We start from the raw sequence: 12979 nt of genomic DNA on the forward strand, positions 1-12979 counted from the left end.
CTCGACGCTGCACCGGTTCCTTCTGCTCAGACCCGCGCTTCGGCCGCCTCGACGGCCACCTGCGCCTGCGGCTCGCGCTTCGCCGTGTTCGCGATGTGCGCCCGCGCGACGACGAGTGCGGCGACGACCATGATCCCGACGCCCAGCCAGTACGGCGCGGCATGGCTGACCGCGGTGTAGAGGGCGGCCGCGATCAACGGGGCGATCGTGCCCATCGCGGCGTTGAGGGACTGCGTGGCCCCTCCGAGCCAGCCCTGCTCGTCGTCGCCCACGGCGTTGGACATCGCGCCGTCCATCGCGGCCTGCGCCGCGCCCTGACCGGCGGCGAGCAGGAGCGCCCCGACGATGAAGAGCCACGGCTGGGCGAGCAGCGAGGCCACGATCGCGAGGCCGGCGAGACCGACCGCCTGCGCGGTGATGGCGCTGACGATCACGCCGCGCTCCCCCATCCGCGGCAGCAGGATGCCGAGCAGCACGCCCTGGATGAGGATGTCGATGATGCCCACGCCTGCCGTGAGCAGGCCGATCTGCGTCGGCCCCCACTGGATGGCGTCGAGGGCCAGCACGCTGAAGTTGTTCACGAAGAATCCGAACGGCAGCGCGAGCAGTGCGAACGCGATCATCAGCTCGCGGAGCTCGGGCCGACCGAACGCGGTACGGAACACCCCGAACGGCTGGACGTCGCGGAGAGCGATCCGGGCGATGCGGTTCTCCGGCCGCAGGCTCTCCGGCAGCAGGAAGATGCTGAGAACCGCGATCGTGAGCCCGACCGCCGCGGTGAGGAACACGGGCAGGCGCAGGTCGATCGCGGCGAGCAGACCGCCGATGGCGGGGCCGATCATGGTGCCGATGCCGGTCAGCGCGCCGAGGAGGCCGAAACGCTGCGCGCGCTTCTCGGGCGGCGTGATGTCGGCCAGGTAGGCGAACAGCGCGGGGAGGTCTCCGGCCGTCAGCCCCTGGATGACACGGGCGAGCACGAGCACCCAGATCGCCCCGCCCACGCCGAACAGCGCCATTGAGAAGGCCGCGCCGAACGCCGCGACGATGATGACGGGTCGTCGTCCGAACCTGTCGGAGAGCCGCCCCAGGAGCGGTGCGGCGAGGAAGGCGCACAGGCCGTTGACCGCTTCCAGCACGCCGACCCAGAGAGCGAGGTCGTGTTCGTGCGCGACGTACTGCAGCACGACGAACGGCAGGACAGGGAGGACGACGGTCATGCCGATGACCGTGAGCATCGTCAGGACGACGAGCATGACCCAGGCGCGGCCGGCGCCACGAACGGGGAGATGAGGTGGAGTCATACCGAAAGTGTATCGATACCAGTTTTGGTGTCAATACAGTTTCGGTTCCGATGCGCGATAAGGTGGCCGCATGACGACCCCCCCGCCCCCGGGCCGCCGCGAGCGCAAGAAGGCCGCGACCCGCAAGAACATCTCCGACGTGGCCACCCGGATGTTTCTGGAGCGCGGATTCGACAACGTGAGCATCCGCGAGGTCGCCGACGCCGCCGACGTCTCCCCCACCACCGTGTTCGCCCACTTCCCGCAGAAGGAGGCTCTCGTCTTCGACGAGGACGACGAGCAGCGCGATCGCCTCGTCTCGGCGGTGCGCGACCGGCCGACCGGCGTGACGATCAATCGGGCCATCCACGACTTCTACGCGGCCGAGGTCGGCGCCAACCTCGACGAGCACGGCGACGACGTGGCCCGCGTCTTCCTGCGCTTTCTCAACGAGACTCCGGCGCTCCGCGACTACGCGTCGAAGATGTGGCTGCGCCATGAGGATGCGCTCGCCGCGGCCATCGCCGACGAGCTCGGCATCCCGACCCCCACTCCCGAGGTCCGGGTGTACGCGCGGTTCGTCCTGCAGATGCAGATCCTCGTCACCGAGAGCGACGACCAGCAGGAGGTGCTCGACGCCGGCTCGGCCCTGCTCGAACACGGCTGGGCGCCGATCGAGGAGCGGCTCACCGGCTCGCCGAGCGCAGAGCGGCCGGCGAACGTCAGTCCTCGCGGGGGCGCCGTCGCAGGCTCTTGACGTCGGTGCGGCGGTGCTTCGCCGTCAGCCGCCGCTCCTTCGATCCCCGACTCGGCTTCGTCGCCCGCCGGGCCGGCGCCGGCGGACGCATCGCCTCCGCGACGAGCGCGGCGAGCCGTTCCCTGGCCGCTTCCCGATTGCGCAGCTGCGCGCGGTGCTCGGAGGCGGCGACCGTCAGCACGCCGTCGACCAGTCGTCCGCGGAGCCGCTCCAGGGTCCGGTCGCGCTGCGTCGACGACAGGGCCGCGGAGTTCGCCGCATCCCACACCAGCTCGACCCGCGAGTCGGTGGTGTTCACGCCCTGACCGCCGGGCCCCGAGGACCGGGAGAACCGCCAGGACAGCTCGGCCTCCGGGATCGTCAGACCCGCGGAGACCCGGAGTCCGAGGCGAGGGGCGGAAGGCATGCCTCCATCATCCGGGATGTAAGGCCGCGAGCGCCGCGATGCGCGTGGCGAGGCGCTGGTGTCGTGGTGGCGCGGCAAGACGCAGGCCAGTCCCGAGCACTTCTACAAGCTGCGTTGGAAGCTTGCGTGGCCGATGAACTCGGGAAGCTACCCCAGGTTCCGGAAACGCCTCTGTGGGGCGATCTAGCCCTGCATAGGTAGTCCGTGGCACTGAGCGCCCGAATCGCGAAGGAGAAATGAACCTGGCAATTCAGGGCGCATAGACGCGACGCGCGCCCCCTTCTCAGCCTTCGCTCTCTGGTTTCTTCCAGAGCTCAAGATCGCGCCACCCCTCGGGGAAGCCCATCGTATTCTCCAACGTCATGCCTCCGACGCTACCTAGCTTCTTTGCTTGAGTCGGGAGCGCCGACCATGCCCACGTGCTCTGCGGGTTCACGGCGTGCTCGAGATGTGCAGTCAGAGCGATCAGCAGATAGATCTTCTGGCGCTGATCGTTACTGATGTCGTTGAGATGGTGCAGCTGCGCAGGCGCGACCTGGGCCGAGAACTTTGGCGGAACGTCGACTGTGGCGCGGTTCCAGATCCTGTTGCTGTGGGCGCAGTTGTTGCGGAGGATGTTGAGCGCGCGGAGCCATCGGTAGAGGGTGTCAGAGCCGTTGCCTTTCAGCCCGAATCCCTCGGCGATCTTCTTCCGGTCGCGAGCATCCATCAGGGAGTACAGCCGGATCACGCAGCCGAAATCCATGAAGCCGGTCGCTACCCAGATCGGGATCTCGCCGCCGTAGTGCAGGATGTGGTGTTTGACGTACTCCTCGTCCTTCGCGTCCTTGCGGAGCTTCTCGTAACGCAGCACCCATGCAGCGTGTTCCGTCAGTCCATCTTGATTGAGTTGACTACAAGCCGATGCGTCGAGGTGTTCCACCTTGAGATGACCGTCGCCGGCTCGCTTGCCCAACGTGTATCCGACCTTCGTAGCAAAGCCGATCTCAATCTCTTGAAGGGCCTGCAACAGGACAGCCCGGAGCTTACGATCGAACTCGTAGAGGTGGAGAGCATCCTCAAGACGGGCACCCGATCGGAAGTTCTCGGAGCGTGTACGCTTCGCCGCAGCGTCCGCCTCGGTGGGCGGTTCCCTAAATGGGTAGGTGTAGGCCGAGAGTCGGTAGTAGCCGATTCGCTTCAGCGCAGCGATCGCGGCCGGACGGCCCTCGCTCGTGAGGCCACGGCCAAGCATCTTCGCGAGCTGCTCGTCGTATTGGAGATGAGGTTTCACGCTGTCCAACGTCGGAAAGAAGAAAACCAGCCCATGTCATCTCGGTGACTCGAAAGTCTGTGAGTGACAGAGGGGCTGGTGTTTATGGCGATCACGTTACCCGGATCCGGGGACATCAACCAAGCCAGTTCCGGATCCTCATGACTTCTCATAGCCGTCCAGAGTTTTCGTTGTAGGTACACCACAGCGACCCGCGGTAGAGGGTGACAGCCGTCAGTGGTACTCAGCGGCGGGAGACCCATCGGCCCTTTTCTCGGCTCACGCCGAAGGTGTGCGTGTTGCCGGCGAAGAACTCGTGGTCTCCGTCGTGACCTTCGCTCTGTATGCAGCGAACGTCAGTTACACGCTGTGTCGCGCCACGGGCTGTTCAAACCATCACGTCGGCGTGAAATGGGCAATCGTCCATGCGGCACAAGATAGCGCAGCAAGACCGCCAGGTGGCGACCAGTCCCGCGGTCCGAGCTTGCGGCCTCAGAACTGGTTGCAGCTGCTCACCGGCGGCTTGGCTGTCTGTGGCCGAATGATGGGCGCGAGGACCGCAGCGGCTGCGGAGACACCGCTGCTGCCACCGATAGCCACAAGGCTCGGCGAGCGAGCTGGTTCGTCGCGGCGAGAGCGCCGAGTGGACGCGACGGCGGGAGTCGAACCCGCAACGCCTCCGGATATGAGCCGGGGCCCGGGACCGCCCGGATCGCCGCGATGGGGATGACGTTACCCGGCCGTGATCATCCCCACCAGGACCGTTGCCTGGGATAACACTATGAGTCGCCGGATGACGGGGATGGCTAGCGTCGCCGTCGCTCGCCGTCAACCGGTTCGACCGCGCCGCGCCGCCCCCGTACCGTCGCTCGCACCGATGACGCCCGAGCAGGAGGCCGACATGTCCGAATCTCAGCACAACGACAAGACCCCGACACCGATGGCGGAGGCCGGAGAGCCGCAGGCGCGACTGGAGGCCGAGGCCCGCCGCGCGATCGTGACCGGTGCCGACTCCGGGATCGGTCGCGCGACCGCCGTCGCCCTGGCCGCGGCGGGTATCGACGTGGGCATCACCTGGCACCGCGACGAGGCCGGCGCCCAGGAGACCGCGGACGAGGTGCGCAGCCACGGCGCCCGTGCGGTGCTAACGCAGCTCGACGTCTCCGACATCCCCGCGTGCGGCGACGTGGTCGACAGGCTGATCGCGGAACTCGGCGGCGTCGACGTGTTCGTCAACAACGCGGGCGCCGGGCTCCAGACCCCGTTCCTCGACGTGACGCTCGAGGAGTGGAACCGTGTGCTCGACACCGACCTCACCGGCGCCTTCGTCTGCCTGCAGCGAGCGGCCCGGTCGATGGTCGCCGCGGGGCGCGGGGGGCGGCTCATCGCCGTCACCAGCGTGCACGAGCACCAGCCGATGGTGGGGGCGAGCGCGTACGACACCGCCAAGCATGGTCTCGGCGGACTCATGAAGAACCTCGCACTCGAGCTCGGCCGGTACGGGATCAGCGCCGTGAGCGTGGCCCCCGGTGAGATCGCGACCCCGATGACCGGGCAGACCGACACCGACCCGCACGCCGAGGACCGTCCCGGCATTCCGCTCGGCCGCCCGGGCGATGCCCGCGAGGTCGCCGCCCTGATCGCGTTCCTCGCCTCGCCGGAGGCCGCCTACATCTCGGGGGCCTCGGTCGTGATCGACGGCGGCATGCTGCAGATGGGGCCCCAGGCGGGCGCGGCGATCGAGAGCCACGACTGGCGCACGGTCTGAGCGCGGGTCAGCGCCGGATCGAGTCCTGGAAGGGGTTCGGTTCGAGCGTGTAGTCCGTCGTCGGGTCGGCCCAGGTGTCCTGGCCGGTCCGACGACGGCTTGCACGCAGTGCCGAGAGCGCATGCGTCACGGGCACGCCCGCGGCGAGCGCGAGACCGCCGGTGAGAGAGCGGTCCGCGCGGCCGAGCACGCTGGCGCGATGCCAGGCCTCGTGAAACACCCCGCCCCGGGCCGCGGGCACCCGTCGATGCGGCAGAGCGCCGGCCCGACGCAGCGCCACGAGCTCCTGCACCCGATCCCACCAGTCCGACTCCGCCTCCGGGTGGAAGTAGTTGTCGCGGAGCCAGGACGGGTGCGGGTGGCGGAATCGGCCGGCGACGACCTCGCCCGCGCCGCCCAGCAGACCGCTGCCGACGAAGACCGTGTTGAGGAGGCTCTTGTGCACCCCGAACCGGTCGAGCGCGATCACGGGAACCCCGTGGGCCAGCGCCTCGACCGCCGCCGTCGAGCTCACCGTGACCAGACCGGCGGCGGACTCGAGAGCGGTCGCCATCGGCGCGTGCGAGAACACGAGATTCGCCGGGCGGCCCCCCGCGAAGAGACGGGTGTACGGATCGCGGTCGAGGTGGGTCTCGGCCTCCCCCGGCCGGGACCGCAACTTCACGACCACCCGGCGCGACGGATCGGCCTCCGCGGCGCGCACGAGTAGGGCGGCGATCGCTGCGCGCTCCTCCGGCCGTCGGGGCACGAGGGCCTGCGCGGCGAAGACGACGTCCGTCGCCCCGGGTCGACGGACCGCCCCGGGTGTTCCGCCGACAGGACGTTCCGCCAGAGCGATGCCGCCCGCACCCCCGGAGAGCCCTCCGGCCGCCGCGGACTCCCGGAGTCGGCTGCCGCCCCACCGCTCCCGCCCCCGCGCGAAGGGCAGGGTCGCCAGAGCGAGCGGCGTCCGCACCCCGATGCGCGCGCCGAGCTCGGCGAAGGCACGGCGCTCGCGGTGCGAGTGCACGATCAGCAGGTCGGAGTGCCGGCGGTAGTCGAGCGCCCCGCGCTGGGCCGGGATCGCCATACCGGGGAGCCCCGAGACGGTCACGGGGCGATGCGGCAGCGCATCGACGACTCGGCCGAGGAGGCGGACGAACGGTCCCCGGCCGGCGAGCAGCACGACGTCCGGACGCTGCACCTCCAGCCATTCGCGCACACGGTCGAAGTCCAGCCGCGTGACCGCGTCGGCGCTGAGCCCGGTCCCCGCCAGCGCGGCGCGCTCCTGGGCCGCACTCACCGTCAGCGGCGTGCGCACCAGCAGGAGCTGCGCCCGCAGGTCGGGCACGGAACCCAGCAGCGACGCCGCCCACTTCACGAAGGAGTCGGCGTCCGCGATGCCCACGACGCGCATCCCGGCGCCAGCGGTCATGCCGGCACGCGGCGGAGCTTCGCCATCGGCGCACGCTCGCTGTCGAACACGCGCTTGACGCCGTCGCCCACTGCACTCTCGATGACCCGGATGTCGCGGACCAGGTGCTCCAGGCCGCCGGGCTCCAGCGACGCGGCGTGGTCGGAACCCCACATCGTCCGGTCCAGCGTGATGTGGCGCTCCACGGCGACGGCTCCCATCGCGACCGCGGCGAGCGAGATCTGCAGGCCTCGCTCGTGTCCCGAGTAGCCGACCGGGATCCCCGGATAGCGGTCCCGCAGGGTCGCGATCACCCGCAGGTTCGCCTCCTCAGGCTCGAGCGGGTAGGTCGAGGTCGCGTGCATGAGGACGACCCGGTCGGTGCCGAGAGTGTCCAGCGCGCGGTCGATCTGCGCCATGGTGGACATGCCCGTCGAGAGGATGACCGGCTTCCCGGTCTCCCGCAGTGCGAGGAGCAGCTCCGTGTCGGTCAGACTCGCCGAAGCCACCTTGTGCGCCACGACGTTGAGGTCTTCGAGGAAGGCGACACTCGGCACGTCCCACGGCGAGGCGAACCAGTCCAGGCCCTGCATCGTCGCGTGGTCGCCGATCTCGACGTACTCGTCCCGGCCGAACTCCACCCGACGCCGGTAGTCGAGATAGCTCATGGTGCCCCACGGCGTCTCCCGCGGCACGTCGCGCATGTGCTCCGGCGTGGAGATCTCGGGCGTGCGCTTCTGGAACTTCACCGCGTCCGCGCCGGCCCGGGCCGCGACGTCGATCAGGCGTTTGGCGATGTCGACGTCGCCGTTGTGGTTGAGGCCGATCTCCGCGATGACGTAGGCGGGACGGCCGCCGCCGATCACGTGCGATCCGATGCTGACAGTCATGATTCCTCCGGTCGTCGAGCGGTTTTCACCCCGTCCTTCCTGAGTACGGGCCACGGGTGAACGTCCGTGGACCGGACGGTTACCGGGGGCGGTCAGCTCGACAACACCCGCTCCACGAGCTCCCGCACCGCTCCGTCGCCGCCTCGCCGCCCCAGCACGACCCGTGCCTCCGCCCGCACCTGAGGGTGCGCGTTCGCCACGGCGACCGGCCACCCCACGATCCGCATCGCGGGAAGATCGTTGACGTCGTTGCCGAGGTAGGCGATGTCGGCGAGGCCCACATCCTGCTCCTGCGCCCACTGCCGCAGCGCGGCCTCCTTGTCGGCGACCCCGTGCAGGACGGGGACGCGAAGCTTGTCGGCTCGGGCTCGCACCACGGGGTTCACCTCGGTGGAGAGGATCAGCATCGGCACCCCCGCCCGCCGCAGGAGCGCGACACCCATCCCGTCCTCCCGGCTGACCCGCACCCGTTCTCCGCCGTCGGCGTCGAGGATCGCCGTGTCGTCGGTATGCACGCCGTCGAAGTCGGTGACCACGGCGCGGGCGGGGATCCGCACCGGGCTCTCATGAAGAACAGCAAGGGCCCGGGCGGCCTGAAGCTGCGCGGCATCGTCGATCTCGATCGCCGTCTCCTCGGGCACGGGGGCGATCCCGATCCGCCCGAAGAAGCGGTGGCGGTGGGTGCGGAACCCGTCGGCCCGGAAGACGTAGAAGGCTCCGGTCTCCAGGTAGTGCGACTCGCGGTCCTGGCGGCGAGGGCGGTGGCCGGCCTCGTGGTTGATCGCCTCGGCGGTGCTGTCGGCCCCCCGGCGCCAGAGGAAGCCGTAGGTCTCGACGGCGGAGAAGACGCTGTCGGCCTCTCCCTGCCGCACATCGGCGACGGCATCGGCCAGCGCTGCGCTCGGGAGGAACGGCGAGGTGGCCTGCAGGAAGGCGACGACCTCGAAGCGCTCGCCGTCGCGCTCCAGCTCATCGAGCGCATGGAGGAGCGCCGCCTCCGAGGCCGCGGTGTCTCCGGAGAGCTCGGCCGGGCGCCGCACCACCCCTGCGCCCGCCTCCTCGGCCACCGCGGCGATCTCGTCGTCGTCGGTCGAGACGACCACGAGATCGAAGCACGCCGCCGCCCGCGCGGCGTGCACGGCTCTGGCCACGAGCGGAATCCCTCCCACACGCTCGAGGTTCTTCCTCGGGATCTGCTTCGACCCGCCCCGCGCGGGGATGATCGCCACCGCCGGCCGCACGCGTTCGTCCATGTCGTGTCTCCTCATCGTCCCCGGATCTCCCGCCAGGCACGGCCCACGCGGCGTCGGGCCCCGACAGCGGTCAGCCGCCATTCCTCGATCCGCCCCACGCCTCCGCGTGGACGCAGCAGGCCGCGCGCGCCGCGCGGTGCCGAGCCCCCGGGAAGGGCGAGCGCAGCCAACCGATCGGGGGCGAAGTAGCGGCGACGTTCGTCCTCGTCGAGGCCGTCGAGCAACTGCTCCGCCCTGGCGCGAAGGTGCCCCGCGATCTCCGGCTGCATCGTGTAGCCCACCGCATCCACGAGGAGCTGCAGCCGATCCGAGTCGGCGTAGGGCGAGCGCGTCCGGGTGAGCGCATCGACGATCGTCAGCGGGATGCGGTTGCTGTTCTCCACCGGGGTCAGGGTGCGGAGCAGCTCCGTCGCGCCCGCGGCGCCGATCGTCCGTCCGAACAGAGTACGGACCGCGGGTAGAGCCGTCGAGAAGGTCGCCACGACGGCGCGTGCGTCGAGGCGCTCCGCCAGGAGTTCGGCAGGCAGGCGGCCGCGTTCCTCCACGAACGCCAGCCCGCGGCTCTCCGCATGCGCGCGCACGGCGTGGGCGAGCTGCGGCGGTGCCGCGGGGTGGGGCTTGAAGACGATGCGCTCCGGGCGCTCTTCCGCCGCCCGGTCGACCAGGCGGCGCTGGAGCGCAACCTCCTCGGCCGCAGTCATCAGGCCGAGGGCCGCGACGTACTGTCCGAGCACGAGCGCGGTCGCCGGTCCTGCGGCGGTCGACCCTTCGGGTTCCCCCGTCTCCTGCAACGCTGCCGCGAAGGGCTCTGGAGGCACCGGGACTGCTACCGCGTGCGGAGACGCCACCAGCGGACGGACGCCGGGGACCACGTCGGCGTACACGACCCGTCCGATCCGCGCCGTGACGGCGTGCGGCAGTCGTACCCGCATCGGCGCGTAGGTCATGAGGCCGTCGCCGACGATGGTCACCTGTGCCTCCGGGAACAGCGAGAGGAGTGTGCGAGCGGGTGCGACCTGGGGGCTCTGCACGAACAGCTCGATCTCCCGCGGGTCGAGCCGCCACGCTCGCGCGAGAAGCCGCCCCAGCACCGGGAGGTCGGTATCCGCGGGTTCCCACGAGCTCGGGTGCACGGGTCCCAACACGTCGGCCAACGGCTCCACACGATGGAATCGGCCGCGGAGGGACCGCAGCGCGGGATCCGTGTCGATGCCGACGACCGTCTCCGGGACCCGCGACGAGGTGAACGGCACGAGCACCCGCTCGGCAGCGCCGTCGGTGCCCGCGCCCGCGTCGAGCAGGCCCGCATCGATCGCGGCGACCGCGGTCGCCAGTCCATAGGCGCTGTGCAGGGCGAAGAGGCGGGTCATGTCGCGCGACCTCCGCTGCGCAGGCTGCGCGCGAGCACCCGACGACGCGGACCGTCGAGCCGGCCGAGCACCGCGGTGACCTCCGCTTCCGGGAGGTCGTGCAGCAGCGCGCGGATCCGCCTCCGCATCTCGCGACGCACGGGCGGCGCCATGCGCCGCGAGCGCACCAGGTGATGCGCGCTGAGGGCGAGCGCGGTCCAGACGGCCTTCGGAAGGAAGCGGTCGGCGTCGCGGTCCGCTCGGACGAGCTCGATCACTTCCGCCAGCGCCGGGGCGAAGTCGAGCTGTCGGCGGTCGTGCACCTGGGTGAGCGACGTCTCGACGCCTCGGCGGTAGAGCAGCGCCGGGGCGTCCACCACGGCGAAGGAGTCCGCTTCCAGATGCAGGCGCCAGATCCACGGGCGATCCTCGGCTGTGAAGAGGCCGGAGGGGAACGCGGCGAGTCCGCGGTCGAGCACACGGCGGTGCAGGAGTCCCGCCCAGGCGAACGGGTAGTCCACCATGCTGGGCTCATCCACCGGAAGGATCGCCTCACGGGGTGGCACGACCCGCTCGCGCCACGGATGCGGAGCACGGACAAGCGCGCGGCGCATCCCGGTGACGGTGACATGATCCGTCCGGAGGAAGTCGCACCGGAGCTCTCGCAGGCGCGCGGCGAGGACCGTGAGGCGCTGCGGCTGCATCCAGTCGTCCCCGTCGACGAAGCAGAACGCTTCGCCCTCGACGTGCGCGAGCCCCTGGTTGCGTGCCGACGCCAACCCACGCGGCTCGACGTTCCGCAGCACCTGGGCGTGCGGAAACCGCTCTGCGTAGTGCGCCATGAGCGCGCCGGTCTCGTCGCGGGAGCCGTCGTCGATGGCCACGAACTTCAGAGCGGCCGGATCGTCGAACTGTCGGGTGAGCGTCTCGAGGGTGGTGCCGATGTACGGGCCGGCGTCCTTCGCAGGCAGGATGACGGTGACGAGGGGCGTGCGCACGGAGCTCCCGGAGTGGACGATGGGCTCGTCATCGTGACAGGCGACGGTGTCCTCGTGGCGACCGTGCGGTGAACGCCCGGTGACGGCGCGAGGCGGACGCTGAGGTGTGGCCCGCACCCGAACGAGCCACACCCCCAGTGCGTTGCACTGCCGGATGCGAGCATCCGGTGAACCGCCACCGTGAGGCGACGGCCACCTCGCGGCGGTACTGGCCCCCACCAGCGGACCGCGAGGCGTCGTCGAGCGCGACTCCATGAAGATCAGCACTCAACAGGTAACACGATACAACCGTCTGTTCCATCGTGCGAATCGACCTAGGTCAATCCGTGAAAATTCGCACCCACTCTCCGGATCGGCGACGATGGAGGGATGCGGTGGCCGTGGAACACGATGTGGCGCCCGGTGCGCCGGCGCCGTCGGCAGGGCGGCATCGAGCTGCGCTGGCTTACCGCCCGCTCGTGGACGCAGCGCTGGTACCCCCAGGGCATCGACGTCGGCGAGCGCCGCGGACGGCCCGCCCTCGCGGTGAGCTGGTTCCGCCAGGATCGCACCGGTCGCCACCTCGCCTCGCGGGTCGTCCTCGTGGATCGAGCGCGCGCCCGCCGCCTCGACATCGTGCTGGCCCTCACAAACGACGACGGCGTCCTGCAGCCCGCGCCCATCCATGCGGGCGGTCTCGCTTGGTTCGGCGACCGCCTGTTCGCGGCGGCGACGGGGCAGGGCATCTGGGAGTTCGACCTCGGGGCGCTCCGCCGGGTACACGGCGAGGAGGCACAGCGGGTGCGCGGCGGGCACGGACGCCGGGACCGCCGGACGGCCGTGGTCGCAGTGCGGACCCGTCGCCACCCGGTCGCCCTGCGGTGCTCCTTCCTCGGTCGGGTGTTCGACGCGGACGGGACGCCGCTCCCCCGCGTGCTCATCGGGGAGTACCGGGGTCAGGAGACCGGGGCGATCGGCGAGTTCACGATCCCGGAAGGCCCCGACGGCGCCTTCGCCGAAGGCGAGCGCTTCACGCCCGGCATCCCCCACATGCAGGGAGCCGTGCGGTGGGGCGACCGCTACTTCGTGTCGCAGTCCGACCACCTGCGCCCCGGGGTGCTGTGGTCCGGCCGGCAGGCAGCCCTCACGCGGCATCCGGTCCCCCTGCCCGTCGGCTGCGAAGACCTCGCGCTCGATCCGGACGACGAACTGCTGTGGACCCTGGGGGAGCATCCGTGGCGGCGCGTCGTGCGGGGCATCCCCTTCGCGAGCCTCGGACTCCGGCGTCACAGCGGGAGCACGGAGCGGCGAACGTAGACTGAACGGGTGAAGAAGCCCGCCCCCCTCCTCGTCTACACCGTGCTGCGCCTGCTGGCGTTCCTCGTCCCGCTGGCCATCCTGTGGTTCTTCTTCCCGATCTTCCGCGAGTTCTGGTGGCTGGCGGCGATCTTCGCGGCCCTCATCGGCGCGAGCATCTCGATGCTGTTCCTCCGCACCCCGCTCTCCGACGCATCCGCCCGCCTGCATGAGCGTCGGCAGGGCAAGGTCTCCGGCCGACAGGCCGACGCCGCGGCGGAGGACGAACTCGTCGACCGCTCCCCCGACGACCGCCCCTGACGCGGCCCCGCCGTACACAGCTTCGGAGATCCGAGGC

12 protein-coding genes and 1 tRNA gene are annotated in these 12979 nt (G+C 70.5%); 4 read left to right on the plus strand and 9 right to left on the minus strand.

The annotated features are described in order from the left end of the window. Positions 1-26: 26 nt before the first annotated feature. Positions 27-1301 (minus strand): MFS transporter, encoded by a 1275-nt coding sequence (locus AUV07_RS00580; RefSeq protein WP_231868158.1) that lies wholly within the window; start codon positions 1299-1301, stop codon positions 27-29. A gap of 70 nt (positions 1302-1371) precedes the next feature. On the opposite strand from AUV07_RS00580, the gene AUV07_RS00585 reads away from it, so the two are divergent. Further along, a complete protein-coding gene (locus tag AUV07_RS00585; protein WP_062632920.1) occupies positions 1372-2037 on the plus strand; it encodes a TetR/AcrR family transcriptional regulator in 666 nt (221 codons plus the stop codon). Here AUV07_RS00585 and arfB read toward each other — a convergent pair. The 3 genes from arfB to AUV07_RS17455 all read right to left on the minus strand — a co-directional run bounded on the left by arfB (position 2003) and on the right by AUV07_RS17455 (position 4415). Beyond that, positions 2003-2443, minus strand: a complete 441-nt coding sequence (gene arfB / locus AUV07_RS00590) for an alternative ribosome rescue aminoacyl-tRNA hydrolase ArfB (RefSeq protein ID WP_062632922.1) — start codon at positions 2441-2443, stop codon at positions 2003-2005. The two genes, AUV07_RS00585 and arfB, sit on opposite strands and share 35 nt — an antisense overlap. 283 nt (positions 2444-2726) lie before the next feature. Next, on the minus strand, positions 2727-3716 hold the full coding sequence (locus AUV07_RS17200; protein ID WP_082802801.1) for an Abi family protein: 990 nt from the start codon (positions 3714-3716) through the stop codon (positions 2727-2729). A gap of 623 nt (positions 3717-4339) precedes the next feature. Further along, positions 4340-4415, minus strand: a tRNA-Met gene (locus tag AUV07_RS17455). A gap of 220 nt (positions 4416-4635) precedes the next feature. Here AUV07_RS17455 and AUV07_RS00600 point away from each other — a divergent pair. Beyond that, entirely contained in the window at positions 4636-5463 is an 828-nt protein-coding gene (locus tag AUV07_RS00600; RefSeq protein WP_062633042.1) for an SDR family oxidoreductase, read from the plus strand. A gap of 7 nt (positions 5464-5470) precedes the next feature. On the opposite strand, the gene AUV07_RS00605 is transcribed toward AUV07_RS00600, so the two are convergent. The 5 genes from AUV07_RS00605 to AUV07_RS00625 all read right to left on the minus strand — a co-directional run bounded on the left by AUV07_RS00605 (position 5471) and on the right by AUV07_RS00625 (position 11346). After that, positions 5471-6877, minus strand: coding sequence for a DUF6716 putative glycosyltransferase (locus AUV07_RS00605; protein WP_062632926.1), 1407 nt, complete (start codon positions 6875-6877; stop codon positions 5471-5473). Next, positions 6874-7746 carry an N-acetylneuraminate synthase family protein gene (locus tag AUV07_RS00610; RefSeq protein WP_062632928.1) on the minus strand — a complete coding sequence of 291 codons (873 nt, stop codon included), beginning with the start codon at positions 7744-7746 and terminating at the stop codon, positions 6874-6876. The genes AUV07_RS00605 and AUV07_RS00610 overlap by 4 nt, the downstream gene beginning before the upstream one ends. Positions 7747-7838: 92 nt before the next feature. Continuing rightward, entirely contained in the window at positions 7839-8999 is a 1161-nt protein-coding gene (locus tag AUV07_RS00615; protein WP_062632930.1) for an acylneuraminate cytidylyltransferase, read from the minus strand. A gap of 11 nt (positions 9000-9010) precedes the next feature. Beyond that, positions 9011-10369 (minus strand): polysialyltransferase family glycosyltransferase, encoded by a 1359-nt coding sequence (locus tag AUV07_RS00620; RefSeq protein WP_062632932.1) that lies wholly within the window; start codon positions 10367-10369, stop codon positions 9011-9013. Then, positions 10366-11346 (minus strand): glycosyltransferase family 2 protein, encoded by a 981-nt coding sequence (locus AUV07_RS00625; protein ID WP_062632934.1) that lies wholly within the window; start codon positions 11344-11346, stop codon positions 10366-10368. Before AUV07_RS00625 ends, AUV07_RS00620 begins: the two co-directional genes overlap by 4 nt. Before the next feature lie 369 nt (positions 11347-11715). Here AUV07_RS00625 and AUV07_RS00630 point away from each other — a divergent pair, with 369 nt between their 5' ends. Continuing rightward, positions 11716-12642 carry a hypothetical protein gene (locus AUV07_RS00630; protein ID WP_062632936.1) on the plus strand — a complete coding sequence of 309 codons (927 nt, stop codon included), beginning with the start codon at positions 11716-11718 and terminating at the stop codon, positions 12640-12642. A 9-nt stretch (positions 12643-12651) separates the two neighbouring features. Continuing rightward, positions 12652-12942: a DUF4229 domain-containing protein gene (locus tag AUV07_RS00635; RefSeq protein ID WP_062632938.1), complete on the plus strand. Its 291-nt coding sequence runs from the start codon at positions 12652-12654 to the stop codon at positions 12940-12942. Positions 12943-12979 lie beyond the last annotated feature (37 nt).

This window comes from Microbacterium sp. CH1 (genome assembly GCF_001595495.1).
In the GTDB taxonomy this organism is placed as follows: domain Bacteria; phylum Actinomycetota; class Actinomycetes; order Actinomycetales; family Microbacteriaceae; genus Microbacterium.